Below are 21,403 nucleotides of genomic sequence, written 5' to 3'. Positions count from 1 at the left end.
TCTTTAGAGCAATCCTTATACAGTTATATCGAATTCTCGTGATATTAGCTCTTAACTACGCATAATCAAGGTAGGGAGGGTACAATCTTCACTTTTCATTTGATCCAATTTTTCTTTATAAAGTCTAGAGTTTGAGAGATTCCCGTTAGGAATAGGTGAACAACTACAAATAGTTAAGTAGGCTACAGCTAAACCAGAATCTTTTAAAAGCGTCAACATTTTTGTGGATGTTTGAAATAAAAAATTATAATTAGTATGGCTATCATCAACTTGCTTGAACCTAATCGGATACTCACTTTGAGTCTCAAGTTGAGTTTGTATAGGCTCAGACTTAATATTCTTAAGGACTTCAGCAAATTTATTAATATCTGGGAATTCCCCTTCCATTAGATGGTCTGATAATGCCTTTGCTTGATCATTGAGTTTCAAAACCAATTCATTAAGATTTTTAGGATTATTTTTAGTTAATTCAATATGTTTTTTAAGCAGTAAAATCCCGCATTGGCTCATATCTGCCGAACCTTCTGAAAATAAGGATGAAATGAATGTTAATTGGGTATCCTTTTGTTTGCTGAAATCAATTATATTTTCACTGTTATTTTCCCGTTCCCAATGTCCCCCGGCTTCCGCTCCTGTAATACCACCCTGGTGAAAAATATCAATTGAAGAAATAGAATATTCAGCGGGGAGAGATTGGGGACTGCCATGTTGAGAGTGGTAAGTAAGACTTATACCTAAAGGGTTACCAATGAAAACAGCTATTTCATCAGGGGATAGGCTATCATATCTTCCAGTAGAAGCATCAATTTCGGTTTTTAGCTTTATATATTCTTGAGGTGAAACATCTATGCTTATGGCAAACAACTCAACAATATCTTCTTTTGTCATTGTTGTTTTTATATATTGCCTTAATACTGGGCCTAATAATAATTGGCAGTCATGAAGGTTATAATTCTCTAAGATATTTGAAAATTGGGCATAAGTGAATTCCTCAGGAGAGAACCCATAAAATTTGGCAAATATGTTCTTTAAAACATCGTATTGATCATTATGATTATTATTATAGGACTTATTGGCTGCAAATTTTTCAATTTCTGCTTTAATTTCAGGAGTAAATAAATGCAAAGCACAATTATTTAAAACAGCCGATATTTTTGGTTGCATCACTTTATTCTCATTTTAATTAAAATACCAACATATGGTTGATATATAACTATATATTAGAATGTTTAATCATACTGTTTATAATATGTTCAATAATTTCTTGTGTCAAGGCGAATCGTAAATGCGAGAGAAGTGCTTATTTCATATGCCCATTTTATTTAATACCTATTAAAGCTAAAACGCGCAATGACCAAAGTCGAAAAACGACGGTATGTTTACATCACCAATAAACAAGTTGCATCTGCTTTATTAGAATACATTCATTACGTCCGACAAAAAGAAAAGGAACTTTTTAATTTCAATGCTCCTTTATTTAAAACACAAAGAGGTAGCGGCTTAATCCCGATGTGTGCAAAAATGGTTTCTCAAAATTTATGATAAAGCTGGTTTAGTTGGTGTAAGTTCAATACTGGAAGAAGAGCCTTCATTACACGCCTTATTGAACAAGGTGCGGATATTAAAGCAGTCTCTCGATTAGCGGGGCATGGCCATATTGCCACAACATCTGAGTATATAGAAGATAATCCTAACCGGTTAAAACGAATTTCCAGTATAGCTATTGTATAATGTTATTTTTATTTAACATTTTTGGGTTTTCAATTAATAGAGCTTAAAAAAATCCATTTTATTATGCTCGGTTTGAAAAAGGAAATCGATACTGTGATTTCGCTTGTCTCAGGATTTATTCGGGGATTGGGTTATTATATTAATGTGAATTCGATATAACTGTATAAGGATTGCTCTAAAGAAGATAATATATTGCGATCAGCTTAAAAATAGTTCCAACATTGAACATTCAAGACATCGTTCTGTCTTAAATTTTATGGTCAATTTATTGGTAGGATTGACTGCCTATTTTTTAAAACCTAAGAAACCATCTAGTATAGAAAAACGATCATGGCTGTTATTTGGCCAGTTAGGTCGAATTACGTTTAATACAATAACGTAGACTCATTTCCCCTTTTGAGCAGAATCATTGAAGAATTTTCTAAATAAAGCTTCAGGTTCTTAAAAAACCAGTAACAAAAATGGATAATATATAACTTCCCTATTTGCCAGGAATAGCTTGTTTTAAAACAAAAAAACGTGTGAGTAAGAAGCCAATAATAATTCCTGCAAAGTTTATCCAATAAAACGGCCAGGAGAAAATTCCAAGCCCTACAACATTCGGGCCTGGGCAAATTCCAGTAATTCCCCAGCCCACACCAAAAGCTGTTGCGCCAAGAATAAGTTGCCAATCAATTTTTTCTTTTGTAGGTAACTCATAACAATTGCTTAGTAAGGGCTTAGTCAACCATTTGCGCAACTGGAACAAAAGAAAAGTAACCAATAAAGCCATAAAAAAAGTAACATATAAGTTAATCTTAAATGTATCAGCCCCAATTTTTAGACCCGCAATAATAATATCTGGACTATACATGCCCGTTAAAATTAAACCTAAACCAAATATTAAGCCGGCGATTAATGAGATCAGAGAGTTCATATTTTAACCTTTAGTGTATTAGCCAGGAAGTGATTATTGCAACAGGGAAAAAGATACTCACAGCAATTATTGAGCGTTTGCGTAAGAGTGCTATTCCACATAGCCCATGTCCACTGGTACAACCTTTACCAAGATAGGTCCCTCCACCAACTAATACTCCCCCAAGAATCAGTAGCTCATAATTCGTTTTAAAAACAGTGGCAGGATTGGGAACTGTTTGAAGAAAATTAAAGAGAACCCCACTTAAAAATAATCCTGAAATAAATGAAATATTATCAATACTTGGCCGATAAGTTGTAAAATCCCATGCGCGAAAAAGTATACCACTGCAACCAAGAATTCTACCGCGAACCAACAGCATTATTCCCGCAGCAATTCCAAGAAGGATCCCTCCTAGAATAACATTTATTTCAATTATCATTATGACAATCTCCTTTATATAAATAAGATAATTTTTTTATAATACATAGAAAATATTTCTTTGACTTTAACATGATTATTATTTTGCGCACATCTATATTATAAGCTAATCTCCAAATACTCCTTTGACCTAAAATTCCATAATAAATAAACCCAGAATCTGCACACCTAAAGAATTAAATTGACACAATGGAGTTTAATTTGATATGTTATTTTATGTAGATAAAGTTACAATCAAAACAAATATTAATATGAATCATCGCAATACGAAAAAAAGCACTAATTTTTCTGCAGTGTTTACTGCAAAGTTGCTGCTATGCCATGATTCTTTACCTACAGCAAGCTCTTCAGTAGATATTATTATTTTGCCCTCTTTACCCTAGAGCGGTCAGCTATTTCTTACTCCCGAACCTCTCTAGGGGGAACATCGGGTGTTTGGAATAACTGAATATTAATGCTGGAGGGTATCGTGACTCAAACAAACTCTTTTAACCTAAAAAGCAATTGCTTGCCCTTTGTTATGTGGTTTTTTCCACTATCGTTTTTTGCGCTTCAATTTATATTGCGTCTATGGCCAGGATTGATGATGCAAGAAATAATGACTCGATTTTCAATCGATGCAGCCAGTTTTGGACTCTTAGCTGCATTTTATTATTATGGATATGCAGGAATGCAAATTCCTATGGCATTATTGCTCGAAAAATTTGGAGCCAAAAAAGTAGTTTTTATCTTTGCACTACTTTGTGGTTTAAGCGCCCTGCTCTTTACCTCTACTCAGAATTTTTATCTGGCCTTATTCAGCAGATTTTTAATCGGGGTCAGTTCGGCTGTTGGTTTTTTGGGCGTATCCAAAGTTATTTCTGAATGGTTTCGTAGCACTCAATACTCCCAAATGGTTGGACTTTCTTTTAGTGTTGGTCTTTTAGGAGCGGTCTATGGCGGTAAACCATTAGCTCAATTACTTTCGACCTACGGCAGTCAACAGATAGGATTAGTGCTTGCACTATGCTCCATAAGTATAGGCGTATTCGCTTATTTGGTCTTGCGTACACCTAGGAATTTTAAAGCAACAATATCGAATGAGTTACACCTATCTCATTTATCTATTTTGTTCACCTCAAAAATATTATGGACTCTTGCCCTTGCTAATTTGTTAATGGTAGGTGCACTTGAAGGGTTTGCTGATGTTTGGGGAGTATCTTTTTTAACTACCGCCTATGGATTTACGAAATCGGATGCAGCCCTACTTACCTCTTTGATTTTTGTAGGTATGTTATTTGGAGGGCCATTGCTTGCGTTTCTTAGTAAAAAAATAGGAAACTATTCAGTTATAGGGTTATGTGGAATTGGATTGACCTTAGCTTTTATAATGATTCTCTCTGGAAGTATAAGCAATTGGTGGCTCCTTAGTACTTTATTTTTCACTATTGGGCTTATGTGTTGCTATCAAGTAATTGTATTTGCGGCAGGCTCCACTCTTGTTTCCAACAAACATTTAGGAATAACCATAGCCTTTTTGAATTGCATTAATATGCTTGGCGGGTCATTTTTTCATACTTTAATAGGTAAAATAATGGATTGGTACTGGGAGGGGAATCTAACTGCAAATGGACTAAAACAATACAGCCTTTCCTCCTACCTCCATGCCTTAATGGTAATACCAGCCTGTGCCCTTTTGGGAACGACACTCATTTATTTGATTCATAAACAGATTAAAGATCAGGTGAATCTAAAGCCGGCTGAGCCTGCTGTGGTTTCTGAAGCTTCATTTTGAAAATATTTTGCAAGTTAACTAGAGCACCCCATTAAATTAATGAGTAGGGTCTGTTGAAAATTCACTGGATTGAGCCAAAATGGTAGAATAGTCAGCAGTCCCTAATTGATTTGAGTTGAGTTGAGTTGCATTATAAAATCTTCTTCAATTTTATAATGAAGGCAATTGTTTTTTATTTTTTCAATATAACCCAATTCTTCCAATCTATTTAGAGCAGGGAGAAGATCTGTAGACAATTCATAGCGAAACCTAGGCACAAACGAATTCAATATAGCCTCTTTTTCAACCACGAGAAACTCTCTTATATTCTTATTATTAGGGTTAGTCACATCATTTTTAATGATATTCATAAAATGAGAATAATCATTAAAAAGTTTATCCAAACCCAATATTTTTTTATTTTTTATATTTTTAGTATTTTTTCTATTATTTATGAATTTTTGTACGTGCCATCCAGCTAGAGCAGTAGTAAGACAACCCGTTAAAAATCCAAATAAAAATGAGGTATCCATAGACATTATTTCAATTAAAATTTTGATGGTACAAAAACAGGATTATCGATGCAATCATAAGTTGGTTAATTATATAACAAAAAATAATTAAAAGTAACAACACTTTTTTAGATCCCAAACCAGGGTCCTAACGTTTGCAAATAGGTACCCAGCTTGCTTTTTCAATTGGGCATGAATAAAATACACTTAATTTGTTCTGTTTGACACTAGTCTGCATACATCACGACCACTATGCCAGAACTATTGCTTCACATAACTCATCAAAAGAGGATAATATGCTAAAAAAATTCTTCACTCTTTCAATTATAGTTCTAGTTGGCATGTTAACTGCCTGTGGTCCTATCTATAATACTGAATACAGTTTTGTTCCGCCAAAATCTGATATTGCAAAAATGTGCACAGCCCAGTGTATTCAAAGTAAAAATAATTGCGAACAAAGTTGTCGCGTGGACAATGACAATTGCCGTATGAGAGCACACCAAAACGCGATGTTTGAATACAAACAATATAAAAAAGATCGAAAAAGAATGGATTTACCGATTAATAAATCAGTGAATGATTTTGATCGAAGCAGCAGTTGTACCAGCTCGTGCCAATGTGAGTCAACCTATAGAGCATGTTATTCAGCTTGTGGCGGTGAAGTCAGAGAACATAAAGTATGCGTCGCTTTCTGTGACAAGCATCAATAAAAAATAAGAATTCTCAGACTTTAGGTAAAACCATTTAGGCAAACCAGCAATTTTTAATTCAACAATTGCTGGTTTTTTACTTCTTTACTGGATCTTCGAGCTTAATATGAATAGCATTAAATGAATCATTGCTTGGTAGTCCAAAATGTTTGAAAAACTATCTCTAGCGAAGCAAAAAATTCTTGAACACCTAAAAACTGATTATCACATCGATACACTCACCCTTACCTATCTCCCAATCGGTGCAGATATGAATGCTTCAGTTTACAAAGCGGATACAAAAAATCAGTCTTATTTTGTCAAAATAAAAAAAGGTTATCATCATGATGTAGCGATTGATATTTTGGAGTTTTTACACGATAACGGAATTCAGCAAATTATAAAACCCATTAACACTGCTGCAAATCAATCCATTTTATATGCTGATGGATTTAGCCTCATCGTTTATCCCTTTATTCACGGACATAATGGCTTTAATCAGGCCTTAACAAAAGAACAATGGATTACGCTTGGGACCACTTTAAAGCAAATTCATGAAATCGATGTACCGGTATTCATTCAACAACGACTTCGACACGAATCGTATGCATCGACATGGAGAAAGAGTGTACGAGCACTTTGGGAGCATATTGAAAAATCATCTGCTGTGGATGAGTACGCGCTAAAACTGATCACATTCATGAGAAAAAACCGTGAAGTGATTGTCAACTTAGTAGAACGCGCGGAACATCTCGCCCTAAAGATACAAAACGATTCGCCTCAATTGGTCTTATGTCATTCTGATATCCATGCTGGCAACATATTAATAAGTCCTCATCATTCTATCTACATTGTAGATTGGGATGATCCAATAATGGCGCCAAAAGAACGCGATCTGATGTTTATAGGGGGCGGAGTTGCCAATGTTTGGAATGAACCTTATCAAGAAGCTCTTTTCTATAAAGGCTATGGCAAAACCGAAATTAATAAAGCACTTTTAGCCTATTACCGATATGAACGCATCGTAGAGGATATCGCTGTTTATACTGAAGAGATTCTTTCTGTCACATCAGATCATGGAAATAAAGCTCAAGCTTATAAACATTTTATCAGTATGTTTGCTACAAATGGAGTAATTGATATCGCCTTAAACACTGCAGAAATATGACGTCAACAGAACAGTATATTTATTTTACAATTTAAAGAACCTTTGCCACACTTTATATGACTATTCTTGTGAGAGCAAAATAATAATGAAGAAAATCATCCTTTATTTTTTAGCATTCATTGGCACCATAGCCCTATTATTTCTTATCTCCGAATGGTTTGGCAGAAGCGGGAAAACAATGTATACAGGAAGTCCCATGTCAATGAAAGCGGCAGTTGGAAAACCTGATTACGCTGTTGGCTCGATGGCAATGCACGTTAAAAACCAGTCTAATGCAAGCCAGCCTACAGAAAATGTAATGCGCGGCATGATTATTCGTAATGCAAATATTTCCTTGCAAGTTAATAACATTAATTCAGCAATGGAGAAAATCTCTCAATTAGCGGAAAGCTCAGGAGGCTACGTTGTAAACTCCAATTTAATGCAAGATAATAATGATGTAAGCAATACCACTGCAAATATCAGCATAAGAGTACCTGCTCAAGGCTTAAATAATGCATTAAGTGCATTGAAATTATTAGCAACACAAGTAACCCAAGAATCAATAACAGGCGAAGACATTACGCAACAATTTGTCGATTTACAAAGCCAGCTTAACAACTTACAAACTGCTAAAGAGCAGCTATCCAAGATTATGGCCAAAGCAAAAGAAACATCAGATGTTCTTAGTGTGTTTAAACAATTAAGTGATATACAGGGACAAATTGATGTAATTCAAGGACAGATTAAATATTACAAAGAATCGGTGGCTTATTCATTAATCAATATTAACTTGAGTATGAATCCAATAATTCAAACAGGGCAACAAAAACAATGGAAAATAACAGAAGCATTTATTAATTCCTACCATGCCTTAGTAGATCAATTACGTCATTTTACATACGGTTTGATTGAATTTTTTGTGTATTTTTTACCGTTAATTTTGTTATGGATTTGTATCTGCCTCATTATTTTTTGGATAGGAAAAAAAGTTTGGAATAATTTAAAAAAAAACTAGCATCACCCACATAATCTATTGTTTTATATAAGAAAAAATCAGGTTTCCTTCACTAACTCACTATAGGGCCTATCCCAAAAAAGGAACAAATACAGGCTATTATTTTTTAATACATAAGATAAAACTAAAGGAGAGATTACTCTGTGTTCTATTATTTTAAATCAAAACAATTTATTGCTTTTTTAATGGCAGGAGCAATAGCAGTTACCGTAAACTTTTGTAGCAGAATCATCTATAGTTATTCATTCAGTTATTCAACATCCATTATTTTAGCCTACATTACTGGAATGGTTGTATCGTTTATTCTTGCCAAACTGTATGTATTTAAAACAAGCGGGCAAACATTTACTCGATCCATTATTTTTTTTATTCTGATTAATTTAATTGGTATGTCGCAAACCTTGCTTATAAGTTTATTATTTGCCTATTATCTTTTGCCCGCTATGGATATTAAATCTTTAGAAATTGCGCACGCAATTGGACTCGCCTCTCCTACATTTACCACTTATCTGGGACATAAGTTTTTAACTTTTCGAGAAAAAATTTAGGCATTTCGGCTTAAGCGAAACAAAACCTAATTGCTTTAATCATTTGGATAATAAACTCTATAATTTAATTTGAGCAATCTATTTCACTGGATTCCTATTACATACAATTTATTTCATGACCTATACTTATTTAATAGTAATACTGAACCTTTGTGAGACTGAAAAATGGAAAACTCATGGAAAGATCAGTTGGATCAAGAACTAATAAGACAATTAGGCCGTAAAAAAGGAAAGAAATTTGTCGAAAAATACCTCCCGTCATTATCAATGAGTTATTGTGAACAACATACTGTTGAGGAAGCAATCACCGATCTCTTGCAAATTGATAAACTATCTCTGCAGGAACCATTAACGATTGTTTTTTTTGAATCACCACGGGGTGAATATACATTACATATTAAATTGTATCGATATGGCACACCCATCGCTCTCTCCGATATCCTACCTATGATTGAAAATATGGGTCTAAGAACTTACACGGAAAGACCGTATAAAATTTCTATTGCACCCAATCAATTTGTTTGGATCAGTGATTTTAATGTTACCTATGCCCATTCCAACCTCCTCACCCTCGACCAGGTAAAAAATATTTTTAATGAAGCCCTAATAAAAATAAGTGTTGGAATTTGTGAGAATGATGGTTTTAATAAATTAGTTTTAGGCGCAGGATTATCCTGGCGAGAGATTGTTATTATTCGCGCTTATGCCAAATACATGCAACAAATTGGATTTCGCTTTAGCCAACAGTATATTGAAAAAACCATTGCCACTTATGCTGCAATTGTCAAAAAACTAGTTCAACTTTTTTATTTAAAATTTGGTCTGAAGCAAAATACTACAAATAAAAATAAAAAGACCGAACTGGAAAAAGAAATTCGAACCGATATTGATGCCATTACCAGCTTAGATGAAGACCACATCATCCGTTTTTTCTGGTCTTTAATTAAAGCGACCCTTCGGACCAACTATTTTCAGTTAGGTTCCGATGGCCAGCCTAAAGACTATTTGTCATTTAAAATCAACTCAGCCAAAGTACCTGATTTACCTCCCGGACAACCCATGTATGAGATTTTTGTTTATTCAACACGATTTGAGGGCATACATTTACGCAGTGCTAAAGTAGCACGTGGGGGTCTCCGCTGGTCTGACCGTCCAGAGGATTTTCGTACTGAAGTTCTCGGTTTGATGAAAGCTCAAAAAGTAAAAAACTCAGTGATCGTGCCTTCTGGAGCTAAAGGAGGTTTTATTTTAAAAAAATCAATCAACATGCTCGATCGCGACCAGATAAAACAAGAAGTCATTTACTGTTATAAATCATTTATACGAGGACTACTTGATCTGACTGATAATCTTGAAGATGACCGAGTTATTTCACCCCAAAATACCGTTTGTTATGACGAGGCTGATCCTTATCTTGTTGTAGCAGCAGACAAAGGAACGTCAACTTTTTCTGATATTGCAAATGGTATTGCTAAAGAATACAACTTCTGGCTTGGCGACGCTTTTGCTTCCGGGGGATCTGCGGGCTATGATCATAAAAAAATGGGAATTACTGCTCGCGGTGCATGGGAATCAGTTAAACGGCATTTCCGCGAATTGGATATTAACATCGAGGAGCAGGATTTTACTGTTGTGGGTATTGGTGACATGAGTGGTGATGTATTTGGGAATGGGCTTATCTATACCAGTCATTCTCTTTTGCTTGCAGCATTTGATCATCGTCATATATTTCTTGATCCTAATCCTAACGGCCCCAAAACCTTTGCAGAACGTCAACGCTTATTTAATTTGGCTACTTCATCATGGGAAGACTTCAATCCTCGATTAATTTCCAAAGGTGGAGGAGTTTACCCTCGTTCAAGCAAATCCATTACCATCACCCCTGAAGTGAAAAAAGCACTTTCGATTACAGCCGATTCATTGACACCCAATGAATTGATCCGCGAAATCTTAAAAGCACCGGTTGATTTATTATTTAATGGGGGTATTGGTACCTATGTTAAAGCATCAACTCAATCACATGCTGATGTTGGCGATAAAACGAATGAGTTTTGTCGGGTTAATGGCAATGAATTACGTTGCAAAATTGTAGGTGAAGGAGGTAATCTCGGTTTTACTCAACTTGGAAGAGTTGAGTTTGCGCTTCAAGGCGGTTTAATTAATACTGATTCAATTGATAACTCCGCAGGAGTAAATTGCTCTGACCATGAAGTGAATATCAAAATCCTTCTGAATAAGGAAATGATCCAGGGAAAACTTACGGAGAAAAAGCGCAATCAATTACTAACAAAAATGACTGAAGAGGTTGCTCAGCTCGTTTTAAATGATAATTACAATCAAGCATTGGTTTTGAGCTTTTCTGCTACAAATGCCTTAGCTTATAGCGGTTTATACCAAGCATATATTAAAGAACTGGAAGGATCGGTGCACTTAGACCGAAGCGTTGAATTCCTTCCTGATGAGAAGCATCTTCTGGAACGTAAAGCTGCAGGCCAAGCACTGACGCGTCCCGAATTATCCATTATTATGGCCTATACAAAGATTTATATTACAGGTGAATTATTAAAATCTGACTTACCTGACGATCCCTATTTTGCAACCATACTCGAGACGGGATTTCCTTCAATGTTAATCAAATTGTATGCCAAATCCATGCAAACACATCGTTTGCGACGTGAGATTATTGCAACGCAACTCAGTAATCAAATTGTTAACAGTATGGGTATTACCTTCATGTACCGACTGCAGATGGAAACTGGACAAACAATAGCAGATATTGCTCGTGCTTATCTTATTGCAGCGAAAGCCTATCGAATAGATGATTTATATCGATTGATTGATTCGCTTAATTATAAAGTGACAATACACACTCAATATGAGTTACTTCACCACGTCAGGCAATTAATGAATTTAGCAACTCGGTGGTTTTTACATCATAAACGTCTTGCCGGTGAAATTACCAATAATATTGCTCATTACAGTCAATCTATAGCTAAACTTGAAAAATCGATTCCTGATTTAATGGCGGGGGTCACTAAAGAATATCTTAATCAAATTGTTATTCAGTTTGTAGATATTGGTTTGCCCGAAGAGGCTGCGAAAAAAATTGCTACTACCCGAGCTATGTATACCGTACTAAATGTAGTGGAGGTAGCAACACAAAATAAATTTGACTTAGGAAAAACCGCCGAAGTTTATTTTAAAGTAGGCAGTAAATTTAGTCTGGTCTGGTTTCGTGATCAAATTGGTAATGACTCTCGTGAAGGCCACTGGAATAGTCTGGCACGATTGTCTTTACGTGATGAACTTGATAACTTGCAACGTCGTTTGACTATTGTCATTTTAATGAATAATCAAAAAGCACTTAACTCGGATGAGCTCATTGCCTATTGGTTCGAAAAAAATCCTTTCATTCACCAGCGATGGGAAAAACTGCTGGAGATGCTGCTTGGTAGTTCAAGTATTGATTACACAATTTTCTTTATTGCTCTTCGCGAATTATCAACCCTAATCACAGTAGAGTAAAAAGAAAAACAACATACAAAAATCATAACCCGAGCCCGCATGGGAGCTCGGGAATTTCTTTTGACAACAACTCAAATTCATTCACATACTCCCATTTTTAAATACAAAGAGTACTCATTGTTTTTTTATATCTGTTAATGATACGGTGATGGTGAAGTCAATTAATGAAATTAATGGAGAGCTTAAATTATGGACGAAGAATACCGCAAACATGCCAAATCAAAAATTACAAATGCTAAATATCTAGAACGTAAACATGCTGCAAAAAAAATAATAATCGATGAATACACACAAGGTATCAATTCATTTTTACGGATCATCAATAAAACAGCGGTTGACTTTCATGATCTTGCCGATGCCTATTATGATCTGGCTACCTTTTATTTTAATATAACGGAATACGTAAAAGCAGGCCAATGTTATCTGGATGCCATAAAACAACTCCTGCAAACTGAGTTAGATGATGAAAGTTATAGAAAATTAGTAGAACTGTATATTGATTTAGCCGATGCGTGTTATGAGTCGTTCAATCAACCTGCAGGAGATGAAGCAATGTCAAATGCCATAAAAGCATTTGGTCTGATTAAAAATAAAACTGTTGCGGAACAGAAAATCGGTGATCCAGTAGCAAATTTCAGGAAATTTCATGAGCATTATGAAAGAACACTTTCAACAGACTCATATATCGGGTCATCCAAATTTGCAAATCATGAGCTTTTACTGGGTGAAGGACAAGCTACAAGACAACAAGAACAAGCTCTTTTCACACAATTTGAAGCCATATCAATTAGTGAAATTCAACAAATTGATCTCAGTATAGAGAACATGTTAAGCCAATTGTCTCTATCTGCTGAGAAGCCTTTATTTAACCCTGTTGTAATCAATGAAACACCAAGCGATGGTGTATGTCGTAATATGGCAATGCAGCTTTTAGCACTGGCCAAATCTCATATTCAAAACAAATTAATACCAGAAACCATTGCGACTTATAGACAAACCATTAAATCACTTCAAATGATCAAAACCCCACAACAAAGTGACTATCAGATAATCCAGCACTTGGAGGGACAGATAAAGTATTTGCAAAGAAAGAAAAGTGTCCCAGAAACACAATCTTATTTTACATCCCCCTCCATGCCCCTAGAGAGTCAAAGATCTGTTTCAGTTACTCAGTCAGGGAGAGGTTTCTTTGCTGAATCGTTACAGGAGGAAACAAAGGAAGAGTTTTCTATGGATTTTGAGAAGGATGTTGAAATGTTTGATGAAACTAATGGCAATGGAATGAATATGTATTCTTAACTCTGTTTTTTTACACTGATACTATTTAAATGTGATTTTAAATTAAGCCTGTTACAGGCTTAATTTATATCTCTGTACTATTACGATTACTCACGTGTCTGTTGGGTTCAAAGCTTCTACTTCAAGTACCAAAGCTCTTATTAACTCATTTGCACTCGTATTTCTGCATAATTGCGCAGATTGACCGGCCCACATTGACATAAACTCAATGTTGTTTTGTTCCTTTGCTTTCTTTCGCATCATGCTTGTTAAGGTATTTTGAATGGGGTAGTCAAGAATATTTATTATTCTTGACTCCATGCGTTCAATAAATTGATTGCGTATTCCTCGGGCTAATTTTCCAGAGAAAGCCCGTGCAAGCACAGTATTATCGTGTTGCTGTGTCAGTAAAACCTGTTTATATGCATCTGGAATACCGGATTCAAAACAACTGAGAAAAGCAGTTCCCATTTGTATTCCTTCAGCACCTAAATAAGTCGCGGCAATGATTCCTCTTCCATCCATAATTCCACCCGCCGCAATAATAGGAATTTTGATTTGATCCACGAATTGAGGTATTAGGCTAAACAAGCCAATTAATCCATCTTCCGCTTTACCGATAAAAGTCCCCCTGTGTCCACCTGCTTCACTTCCTTGAGCAACAATTGCATCAATGCCGCTTTCTTCAAGCATCCGTGCTTCAGTTAAGGTTGTCGCTGTACCGATTAAAATGGTATGACTTTTCTTTAATTTTGATATCCATTCAGAATCCAACAAACCAAATGCATAGCTAAAAACAGGAATTTTTTCTTCGAGAATTATATTGATTTGTTCCTCAAAAGATTGTGCATAAGGTTTTGTAACTGGCTCAATCTCTATTTTTAATTCAGGGCAGGACTGTTTAATATCCGCACAGGACTTTTGAATTTGCTCTTCAGAAGCATAATGCGCTTCTGGAATAAAAAGATTAACTGCAAAAGGTTTATTCGTTAATTTACGAATTGTTTTTAGAGCATGTCTTATCTCAGCAGGAGTCATATATCCTGCACCTAACGAGCCTAGACCTCCTGAATTACTTACAGCAGCAACTAACTCAGGAGTAGTAGCACCACCTGCCATAGGGGCCTGTATAATTGGAAACTTTAAACCAATTTTTTCAGTCAATCGAGTCCGCCGCATGGATTGCATCCTTTTTAAATTTCCTAATCATAAACTTGATGTTTAACGAATACTATAGTGCAATTAAGCACAATTGTTCTAATCGTTCACTGCTAATTTATCCATGTTATTTAGTTGCCGAAACTTAAAATGGTATTGAACAATAGATTTGGAAATGGATTATTGCCTCGAAAAATCAATCAGATAATCAACAGTTACTGGAAAATGTTCTGCGATTTTTTTAGAATGTTATTTCTTACATGAAGATGAATTTATTCTCTTCACAATTTTTAATAAAAATTTCTGGTGCATCAAGTTAGGAGAACGCTATGAAAGCACAAGCTATATCATCTTTTGGTGATTCTTCAGTTTTTGAAACAATTGAACTTCCCAAACCAAAAATTAAACCTGGCTATGTGCTCATTCGCGTTGTCGCAACGAGTGTTAATCCTGTTGACTGTAAAGTTCGCTCGGGTAAATACAGTCAGATTTCACCTCAATTCCCAGCAGTCCTGCATAGTGACGTAGCAGGTATCGTTGACGAAGTGGGTGAAGGAGTTATTGAGTTTACAGCTGGCGATGAGGTTTATGGATGTGCAGGTGGTTTCCTCAATGAAAGTGGAGCTTTGGCTGAATTTATGCTTGCTGATGCGAAGTTAATTGCAAAAAAACCAAAGAAACTGAGTATGGTTGAGGCCGCTGCATTACCTCTGGTGTCAATCACTGCCTGGGAAGCATTATTTGAAAAGATTAAAATTAAATCTGGACAAAAAGTGCTAATTCATGCAGGTACAGGCGGGGTTGGGCATATTGCAATTCAGCTGGCAAAATGGGCTGGAGCAGAAGTATACACCACTGTATCTTCTTCAGATAAAGCAGATATCGCAAAATCGCTTGGAGCCAAAGAAGTGATCAACTACCGGATTGATTCAGTTCAAGATTATGTGAACCGCTTTACCAATGGTGCTGGATTTGATGTAGTATTTGATACAATTGGCGGGGAAAATCTTGATAAATCATTGGCTGCTGTTGCCATGTATGGAAACGTAATCAGCATTCAAGCAGCGTCTCAGCACGATCTTTCACCTTTACATAGCAAATCAGCCAGTCTGCATGCTGTTTTAATGTTATTGCCATTATTACATAATGTACAACGCGATCGGCACGGCAGAATTTTAAAAGAAATCGCAAGCTTGGTAGAGGATGGTCATTTAAATCCGCTCATTGACCCTCATCTTTTTTACTTCGAGAATATTGATAAAGCCCATTCGCTCCTCGAGTCGGGGAAAGCAGTAGGAAAAATTGTAGTCCAAGCTTATTAATTTCTTGGGTTGTCGCACATACAGTACAGAGAAACCCAGGTTTAACTAATACCACCCTGGCAGCCTCTGTACTCCACTTTTTCCACAATATTTATAGTATTCTTTGTAAACGCCCCTAATTTATACGTTTAAGGGTTTCAGTAAGTGTTTATTGAGTTCACAGCAAAGCATAGTACCTCCTATAACTGCTGCAGGCAAGGTCAATATATTTAAGATGGGTATAAAACTGACTAGATTTATAGAAAAGCCTAATCCAAGTGAATGCATTTTGCTGCTGGCGACTTTCTTACGTGTTTCTTTGAAGCTAATAAGATTATTATCCATAGCAAAATCTTGATATTGAATACTCAGTATCCATGCATTAAATAGAAACCATAAAAAAGGATAAATAGGCTGTAGAAAAGGTATAAAAAATAAACCTCCTATTACTAAAAAACGGGGTAAAAAATAACTAAGAAATTCAATTTGACGTTTTATGCTACGAAGCACAATTTTATAAAATGGTAAAGATGGAATTGCACTTCCAAAAAAAATATTTTGTGTTTTCTCAGCCAAGAGTCCATTTAGAGGTGCAGCGATTAAATTAAAAAATACCGTAAAAAGTGACAAAAACATTAAGAAAAAGCTTAGGATAAAAATGATAAAAAAGATATTGCTGAGAAAGCTTAACCAAGAAGGAAGTTGATTGATATAGTGATAAGCATAGGGCAACAAATAATGATAAATAAGATAAAATAAGCCCGCAAACATTATAAAATTAATTACTAAAGGCAATAGAACAAAACGTTTCAATCCTCGAGTAAAAAGATGACGAACTCCACGTAGCATATAGCTCATACCATGAAAAAAATCCTTCATTTTTCTCTCCAATCTTGAGTTCGTACTCGACGTTCATAATGTTGAATCCAATCATATAACTTAAGATACATTAGAGCATCATATATTTATTTAATTTTCTTTTTAAATTTTGAACAAAACAATGACACAATAACTTATTAATATATAATGGGAATTTCTCAGTTAAAGATAAGGTACGATAGATGTTTGGAAATAAAGCGCAACCAAAACAAGTCCCCAAATTAATCACTCTGGCAGCAGAAACAATCAAAAAAACAAACCCTCATCTTTTTTTTACTTTATACAAGAATAAAACACTTTCCCACGAAATCGAAAATAAATATGTCAATCCTCCTGTACAGGAATTAGTTAAGCAACATGAACAGATTTATTTGACTAATGTAGAAGAACGTAATGAAAACGTTAAATACTGCTCTTCCCGTATTGAAGCGGATTGTTGTTTTAAAAAATGCGCAAGTCTTACAATGATGGCCTTAGGTGGCGGCATACATCTTGGTATCTATTTCATACTACGTTCAAGTGGTGTACCTTATTCAACAACATTAACATATCTTGCAACCTTACCTGTCACTCTATGCGTTACAGCGTGTTTTAGTCCCTGTGCTGCTATTTTGTTAGCAAAAGGGATTGCACATTGTGTCACTCCTGACGTTCCCGAAGAGACTGTCGATTTAAATGAAATAGTAACTAACATGGCCAATCTTGAAGAAGAAAAACGACAAATGGCAATGACGTTCTCTTAAAATACTGTTATACATAGTACCTGGTGCAACAATGTCAACAAGTAATGATTTATGTACATTTCCTAGCTTCCTCTACACTGCACCAGACTACAGTATATTTTATATCCCTTTGTAACAACCTTGTTACAATTACAGTGTGCCTTGTTATATCCCTGTTACATTTGTTATTTAGACTAGTCTTCAGATAACAATCTACAAGGGGAATACAAGATGATTAAAAAATTATTGCTGTGCGGGATATTAAGCGCAGCTACTTTATTTTCCACTACAACGGCCTTCGCTTATCATCATTCACATCATCATGATTATCCACGATTTAAGTTCTTTCATCGTCACCATCATCATTCAAGATGGAAAAACGCTTATCGATGGTCACCACCACCAAGCGTTATAGTGGAAAACAATGCTCCATATCCGCGATATCATCAACACTACTGATTTTAAAGACAGTTCTTAAGATTGGGCCAATCCGGCCCATTTACATGATTAAGTAATAAGATTTTTGCTTGTTCTTTCAATTCAACAGCCATACAATGATGATAAAATTTTTCAGGGACTGACCCTATTATTTAATTGTATTTAGAGTACTTCATGAAACTTCTCATGCAAACAGGTATTTTTGCTTTACTCACATTCATTATTGTTTATTCTTTTCTTGCTCTTTATATTATGAAAAATGCAGAAAAAGATGAAAAAAAAAAGGCAGATGTTATTTTAGTCCTTGGAGCAAAGGCTTATCGTAATAACTCATACAATCTTTGTCTTGTAGCTCGCATAAAACATGCAGTGGATTTATATAAGGCCAACTATGCACCTAAGCTTCTTTTCACGGGAGGTACTGACATCGAAGACGGAGCCAACGAAGCACAAACCATGAAAAAAATTGCACTCTCTTTGGGCGTACCCTCCAAAGACATCCTGCTGGAGCCCGCCTCAACGTCTACTTATGAAAATTTTCTTTTTTCCCAAAAGATACTGCAAACGAATCAATTTAAAACCATTATATTAGTAACTGAACCTTTTCACTCACCCAGAGCCATTCTAGTCGCGCAAAAGCTGGGGATTAAAGTGATCAGCTCGCCCGCAGTAAAAAGCACATGTTGGACAAAGAACAAATATCTCTCACATTATTTTCTCAAAGAACCCCTTGCCATTCTTTATTATAAAATGAGAAATAGATTATGAATTCTGTTTCTTCACATAATAAGGGGGTTATACTTGATGGTAACCCCCTTTTATTTTGCGGATTATGAAAAAACTTAATTACTTGCTTCGAATACACGTCTCTGAGCCAACTTGATTGTCTGTTTGTACTACCCAATTGGATTGTAATGAACCATCTGGCTTGATTTCAATCATTTGAACACCAATTGTATCCGGCTTTCTAGGATCCCAAAATGAAGTAGCAACAACATTAGTCATATTGGGATGCATAACTCCTGTGCCATAAAGAACCGGATCTCCATTACTATTTTCCCATTGTAAGGTATAAGTATCCCCTGATTTTGAAACTGTAAGAGGATAAGAGTCTGTTTTATTTGAGGGATCAACACGTTGACATTGATAATCACCCAAAAAAGAAGAGGCACTAACGCCAGTATTGCTTATCGAATTAGTAGTATCACTTGTTGCAGTACCAGTGTTCGTTGTCGGAGTATTGGTATTGCTTGTACTGGCGTTATCTGCATAGGCTGTTAATGTGGGTAGAGATAATGCAGCAACTAAATAAACACTTTTAATCACGGTTTTCATAATAAAATTCCTTTTCTCATCATCATCTTATGCGAATAACTCTCTATTATTGTTGTGCTGATTTAGTACATGTTTCAGTACCACTCTTGTCTTTATTACTTTCTGCAAAAACACCATCCAAAGAACCATCAGGTTTAATTGTAAACAGTTGGATCGTTGTTACGGATGGAGATTTTGGTTGCCAAAAGATATAGCCAATCGCATTACCTACATTTTTATTAAATATGCCTTTACCAACATAATATGGAAATACACTTCCTGTAGGAATTCCTGAAATTTTATAAACATCTCCATTTTTTTTGAACACTACAGTTTCGGTTCCATCATTTGGAGTAGTAAAGGGATCATGATATGAACATTTATATGATCCAGAAATATCAGGGATGTCCGCAGAGTAAACACTAGGTGAAACTGACAAAATACCTAACACTGTTGCTAGTGAAAGCTTATTAATCACGCGCATAAGAACTCCTTTTCTAAATAACTTAAAAATGATTTTAAGGTACTGAAGCTAATAATAAATATATGTTACACACTATTGAAAAGCAAATTTCAAATGGAAAAATTTTTATATAAAACAGTTATCTTAATCGGATTTATTAATTATGTATTTAACTCATGCCGAGCTCATTTTAATTAAGCCAGGAAATAGGATCTGTATGATTTTCTAAATCTGGCACCTGATCTACTTCAAGAAAATCAACCAATTTTTTCAAACGTCCTTGATTTATAGCTAAAGTTTCAAAAAAACCAAGTTTGACAGGACTCCCAAGAATAGCCAACTTTCTTTTTTCAGCGGCATGGCATTTTGTCTCTCCAGAGAGCGATAAAAAAGAATGTTTGTCCCCGCGCGGATCTTCTTCACGATGTTTTATGTATTTGTTAAGACAAAATAAATAAACTGCAGAATGAACAAGCTTTGTCTCCTCATGTGTTAAGATACCTGCTTGTCTTTTGACTGCAGCGGTAAAACTCAAGGCACCTGTAAAAGATTGATCTTTTCGAGTCACAAAATCTGCTTCTAATAAATGAAGTGTTTTATTTATTAAATCATCTCCGGTATCTATTTGAGTAAACCTGACCTGCTGAATAAAAGGATAAATCCAACGATTTCGGTTTGTAGCACTTAGAAAATCCGAACGATTCGTGGGCATCCAAGTAGATACATCCCGCAAGGCTTCAATTAGAGTGATTGAGCGGGTATCAATGTATTCATCATAAGTATTAAAAAACTCGATGCAACCTGCTGTATTTTGGGTTAAATAATCAAAAATCGCGAATTCAGAACGCCGCTCTTCATCTGTGGTAGGATTTCGAAAATAAATCAGAAAAGGCATTAACTTTAATTGCTCCACAGTGCAGTATTTATAAATTAAATAAAAAGCTGCTCTCAGCAAAAACATGATATCTTTTATTTTTGTAATTTCTTGTGGCATGTGTGCAGTGATTCGTGCATCTAATTTTACAAAAGGATAACCATCCTCAGTGGGCATCATATAACCAAGCATTCGACTGGCACGAATCAGTAAAGGCATAAGCTCCGTTATTTTCAAGCGATTTTCTGCCAGGTGATTAAACTGATTTTTAAGTGCTTCATATAAAATAGGATGATGAAAATCAGCAACTAATAAACTCTCTTTAACTAAAAGCTGTTGTAAAGAAAGCCAAGAAGTGGCATAAGTTCCCTCTTTCCATTGATCATACGGTATATTACATATAGCCCAATGCCAAAATTGCTCAATGAGCTCTCTAACAGGAGACAGCATCCCAGAATTAACATCATCCACATCATCAAATGGTTCAAGTACCTTAACTAATTTCGAGATGAGGTCAATGATTTCTTTGGGGACTTTTAATGGATCAATCTTGCTTTTGAGCAGTTGCTCAATGTGTATTCTTAACTCATAGACTTTCATCCTTTTCACTCCATGTCTTAGTGAGTAGGTAATTACAAAAATTATGAACAGAAAAAACTAAAGCATGACAAATTCTAGTCAACAATCAATGCAAATTATTGACATTTTTTCTAAAAA

The 21,403-nt window shown here is 35.4% G+C and carries 22 protein-coding genes and 2 pseudogenes; 15 read left to right on the top strand and 9 right to left on the bottom strand.

The annotated features are described in order from the left end of the window. Nucleotides 1-51: 51 nt before the first annotated feature. Nucleotides 52-1,167, bottom strand: coding sequence for a hypothetical protein (locus Ltuc_RS02800; protein ID WP_133138249.1), 1,116 nt, complete (start codon nt 1,165-1,167; stop codon nt 52-54). Between the two features lie 183 nt (nt 1,168-1,350). On the opposite strand from Ltuc_RS02800, the gene Ltuc_RS02795 reads away from it, so the two are divergent. The 3 genes and pseudogenes from Ltuc_RS02795 to Ltuc_RS15645 form a co-directional block, all read left to right on the top strand. Beyond that, the gene (locus Ltuc_RS02795; protein WP_058519826.1) at nt 1,351-1,542 is read left to right on the top strand and encodes a hypothetical protein; all 192 of its coding nucleotides are present in this window, start codon (nt 1,351-1,353) and stop codon (nt 1,540-1,542) included. A gap of 36 nt (nt 1,543-1,578) precedes the next feature. After that, nucleotides 1,579-1,731, top strand: a pseudogene (locus Ltuc_RS15845) (tyrosine-type recombinase/integrase); the annotation flags it as partial. Between the two features lie 196 nt (nt 1,732-1,927). Next, a pseudogene (locus Ltuc_RS15645) lies at nt 1,928-2,113 on the top strand (hypothetical protein); the annotation flags it as partial. A 99-nt stretch (nt 2,114-2,212) separates the two neighbouring features. Here Ltuc_RS15645 and Ltuc_RS02790 read toward each other — a convergent pair. Together Ltuc_RS02790 and Ltuc_RS02785 are read right to left on the bottom strand one after the other, a co-directional pair. Further along, nucleotides 2,213-2,647: a DUF6691 family protein gene (locus Ltuc_RS02790; RefSeq protein ID WP_058519825.1), complete on the bottom strand. Its 435-nt coding sequence runs from the start codon at nt 2,645-2,647 to the stop codon at nt 2,213-2,215. A gap of 10 nt (nt 2,648-2,657) precedes the next feature. Beyond that, a complete protein-coding gene (locus tag Ltuc_RS02785) occupies nt 2,658-3,068 on the bottom strand; it encodes a YeeE/YedE family protein (protein WP_058519824.1) in 411 nt (136 codons plus the stop codon). 205 nt (nt 3,069-3,273) lie between these two features. Between Ltuc_RS02785 and Ltuc_RS15230 the strand changes: the two genes are divergently transcribed. Beyond that, entirely contained in the window at nt 3,274-3,450 is a 177-nt protein-coding gene (locus Ltuc_RS15230) for a hypothetical protein (RefSeq protein ID WP_157064594.1), read from the top strand. 71 nt (nt 3,451-3,521) lie between these two features. After that, complete coding sequence (locus Ltuc_RS02780) at nt 3,522-4,841, top strand: MFS transporter (protein WP_133138248.1); 1,320 nt, start codon at nt 3,522-3,524, stop codon at nt 4,839-4,841. A 101-nt stretch (nt 4,842-4,942) separates the two neighbouring features. Here Ltuc_RS02780 and Ltuc_RS02775 read toward each other — a convergent pair whose 3' ends face one another. After that, a complete protein-coding gene (locus Ltuc_RS02775; protein ID WP_058519823.1) occupies nt 4,943-5,353 on the bottom strand; it encodes a hypothetical protein in 411 nt (136 codons plus the stop codon). Between the two features lie 275 nt (nt 5,354-5,628). On the opposite strand from Ltuc_RS02775, the gene Ltuc_RS02770 reads away from it, so the two are divergent. The 6 genes from Ltuc_RS02770 (at nt 5,629) to Ltuc_RS02745 (ending at nt 13,558) form a co-directional block, all read left to right on the top strand. Then, nucleotides 5,629-6,042, top strand: coding sequence for a hypothetical protein (locus tag Ltuc_RS02770; protein WP_058519822.1), 414 nt, complete (start codon nt 5,629-5,631; stop codon nt 6,040-6,042). A gap of 145 nt (nt 6,043-6,187) precedes the next feature. Then, entirely contained in the window at nt 6,188-7,189 is a 1,002-nt protein-coding gene (locus Ltuc_RS02765; RefSeq protein WP_058519821.1) for a phosphotransferase, read from the top strand. Between the two features lie 85 nt (nt 7,190-7,274). Continuing rightward, on the top strand, nt 7,275-8,186 hold the full coding sequence (locus Ltuc_RS02760) for a DUF4349 domain-containing protein (RefSeq protein ID WP_058519820.1): 912 nt from the start codon (nt 7,275-7,277) through the stop codon (nt 8,184-8,186). A gap of 143 nt (nt 8,187-8,329) precedes the next feature. Next, a complete protein-coding gene (locus tag Ltuc_RS02755; protein ID WP_133138247.1) occupies nt 8,330-8,734 on the top strand; it encodes a GtrA family protein in 405 nt (134 codons plus the stop codon). 165 nt (nt 8,735-8,899) lie between these two features. Further along, nucleotides 8,900-12,259: an NAD-glutamate dehydrogenase gene (locus Ltuc_RS02750; RefSeq protein ID WP_058519819.1), complete on the top strand. Its 3,360-nt coding sequence runs from the start codon at nt 8,900-8,902 to the stop codon at nt 12,257-12,259. A 189-nt stretch (nt 12,260-12,448) separates the two neighbouring features. After that, nucleotides 12,449-13,558, top strand: coding sequence for a hypothetical protein (locus Ltuc_RS02745; RefSeq protein ID WP_065236203.1), 1,110 nt, complete (start codon nt 12,449-12,451; stop codon nt 13,556-13,558). 90 nt (nt 13,559-13,648) lie between these two features. Here Ltuc_RS02745 and Ltuc_RS02740 read toward each other — a convergent pair whose 3' ends face one another. Continuing rightward, on the bottom strand, nt 13,649-14,716 hold the full coding sequence (locus tag Ltuc_RS02740) for an NAD(P)H-dependent flavin oxidoreductase (protein ID WP_058519818.1): 1,068 nt from the start codon (nt 14,714-14,716) through the stop codon (nt 13,649-13,651). A 308-nt stretch (nt 14,717-15,024) separates the two neighbouring features. Here Ltuc_RS02740 and Ltuc_RS02735 point away from each other — a divergent pair, with 308 nt between their 5' ends. Further along, nucleotides 15,025-16,017 carry a zinc-dependent alcohol dehydrogenase family protein gene (locus Ltuc_RS02735; RefSeq protein WP_058519817.1) on the top strand — a complete coding sequence of 331 codons (993 nt, stop codon included), beginning with the start codon at nt 15,025-15,027 and terminating at the stop codon, nt 16,015-16,017. Between the two features lie 120 nt (nt 16,018-16,137). Here Ltuc_RS02735 and cysZ read toward each other — a convergent pair whose 3' ends face one another. Beyond that, entirely contained in the window at nt 16,138-16,875 is a 738-nt protein-coding gene (gene cysZ / locus Ltuc_RS02730) for a sulfate transporter CysZ (RefSeq protein WP_058519816.1), read from the bottom strand. A gap of 182 nt (nt 16,876-17,057) precedes the next feature. On the opposite strand from cysZ, the gene Ltuc_RS02725 reads away from it, so the two are divergent. The 3 genes from Ltuc_RS02725 (at nt 17,058) to Ltuc_RS02720 (ending at nt 18,803) form a co-directional block, all read left to right on the top strand. Continuing rightward, the gene (locus Ltuc_RS02725; RefSeq protein WP_058519815.1) at nt 17,058-17,618 is read left to right on the top strand and encodes a hypothetical protein; all 561 of its coding nucleotides are present in this window, start codon (nt 17,058-17,060) and stop codon (nt 17,616-17,618) included. A gap of 210 nt (nt 17,619-17,828) precedes the next feature. Then, nucleotides 17,829-18,056, top strand: a complete 228-nt coding sequence (locus Ltuc_RS14900; protein WP_083498029.1) for a hypothetical protein — start codon at nt 17,829-17,831, stop codon at nt 18,054-18,056. 153 nt (nt 18,057-18,209) lie between these two features. Beyond that, on the top strand, nt 18,210-18,803 hold the full coding sequence (locus tag Ltuc_RS02720) for a YdcF family protein (protein ID WP_058519814.1): 594 nt from the start codon (nt 18,210-18,212) through the stop codon (nt 18,801-18,803). 78 nt (nt 18,804-18,881) lie between these two features. On the opposite strand, the gene Ltuc_RS02715 is transcribed toward Ltuc_RS02720, so the two are convergent. The 3 genes from Ltuc_RS02715 to Ltuc_RS02705 all read right to left on the bottom strand — a co-directional run bounded on the left by Ltuc_RS02715 (nt 18,882) and on the right by Ltuc_RS02705 (nt 21,286). Further along, complete coding sequence (locus Ltuc_RS02715; RefSeq protein WP_058519813.1) at nt 18,882-19,370, bottom strand: hypothetical protein; 489 nt, start codon at nt 19,368-19,370, stop codon at nt 18,882-18,884. A 46-nt stretch (nt 19,371-19,416) separates the two neighbouring features. Continuing rightward, entirely contained in the window at nt 19,417-19,833 is a 417-nt protein-coding gene (locus tag Ltuc_RS02710) for a hypothetical protein (protein ID WP_058519812.1), read from the bottom strand. A gap of 169 nt (nt 19,834-20,002) precedes the next feature. Next, nucleotides 20,003-21,286 (bottom strand): hypothetical protein, encoded by a 1,284-nt coding sequence (locus Ltuc_RS02705; protein ID WP_058519811.1) that lies wholly within the window; start codon nt 21,284-21,286, stop codon nt 20,003-20,005. Nucleotides 21,287-21,403: the final 117 nt, after the last annotated feature.

Source organism: Legionella tucsonensis, from assembly GCF_001468035.1.
GTDB lineage: Bacteria > Pseudomonadota > Gammaproteobacteria > Legionellales > Legionellaceae > Legionella > Legionella tucsonensis.
Note: the sequence above shows the minus strand (reverse complement) of the source record. Positions and strands in the feature narration are given on the sequence as shown.

Coding starts and splice junctions, on each gene's coding strand:
- Ltuc_RS02795 (WP_058519826.1), top strand. CDS start 1,351: ATGACCAAAGTCGAAAAACGACGGTATGTTTACATCACCAATAAACAA.
- Ltuc_RS02790 (WP_058519825.1), bottom strand. CDS start 2,647: ATGAACTCTCTGATCTCATTAATCGCCGGCTTAATATTTGGTTTAGGT.
- Ltuc_RS02785 (WP_058519824.1), bottom strand. CDS start 3,068: ATGATAATTGAAATAAATGTTATTCTAGGAGGGATCCTTCTTGGAATT.
- Ltuc_RS15230 (WP_157064594.1), top strand. CDS start 3,274: ATGTTATTTTATGTAGATAAAGTTACAATCAAAACAAATATTAATATG.
- Ltuc_RS02780 (WP_133138248.1), top strand. CDS start 3,522: ATGCTGGAGGGTATCGTGACTCAAACAAACTCTTTTAACCTAAAAAGC.
- Ltuc_RS02775 (WP_058519823.1), bottom strand. CDS start 5,353: ATGGATACCTCATTTTTATTTGGATTTTTAACGGGTTGTCTTACTACT.
- Ltuc_RS02770 (WP_058519822.1), top strand. CDS start 5,629: ATGCTAAAAAAATTCTTCACTCTTTCAATTATAGTTCTAGTTGGCATG.
- Ltuc_RS02765 (WP_058519821.1), top strand. CDS start 6,188: ATGTTTGAAAAACTATCTCTAGCGAAGCAAAAAATTCTTGAACACCTA.
- Ltuc_RS02760 (WP_058519820.1), top strand. CDS start 7,275: ATGAAGAAAATCATCCTTTATTTTTTAGCATTCATTGGCACCATAGCC.
- Ltuc_RS02750 (WP_058519819.1), top strand. CDS start 8,900: ATGGAAAACTCATGGAAAGATCAGTTGGATCAAGAACTAATAAGACAA.
- Ltuc_RS02745 (WP_065236203.1), top strand. CDS start 12,449: ATGGACGAAGAATACCGCAAACATGCCAAATCAAAAATTACAAATGCT.
- Ltuc_RS02740 (WP_058519818.1), bottom strand. CDS start 14,716: ATGCGGCGGACTCGATTGACTGAAAAAATTGGTTTAAAGTTTCCAATT.
- Ltuc_RS02735 (WP_058519817.1), top strand. CDS start 15,025: ATGAAAGCACAAGCTATATCATCTTTTGGTGATTCTTCAGTTTTTGAA.
- cysZ (WP_058519816.1), bottom strand. CDS start 16,875: ATGAAGGATTTTTTTCATGGTATGAGCTATATGCTACGTGGAGTTCGT.
- Ltuc_RS02725 (WP_058519815.1), top strand. CDS start 17,058: ATGTTTGGAAATAAAGCGCAACCAAAACAAGTCCCCAAATTAATCACT.
- Ltuc_RS14900 (WP_083498029.1), top strand. CDS start 17,829: ATGATTAAAAAATTATTGCTGTGCGGGATATTAAGCGCAGCTACTTTA.
- Ltuc_RS02720 (WP_058519814.1), top strand. CDS start 18,210: ATGAAACTTCTCATGCAAACAGGTATTTTTGCTTTACTCACATTCATT.
- Ltuc_RS02715 (WP_058519813.1), bottom strand. CDS start 19,370: ATGAAAACCGTGATTAAAAGTGTTTATTTAGTTGCTGCATTATCTCTA.
- Ltuc_RS02710 (WP_058519812.1), bottom strand. CDS start 19,833: ATGCGCGTGATTAATAAGCTTTCACTAGCAACAGTGTTAGGTATTTTG.
- Ltuc_RS02705 (WP_058519811.1), bottom strand. CDS start 21,286: ATGAAAGTCTATGAGTTAAGAATACACATTGAGCAACTGCTCAAAAGC.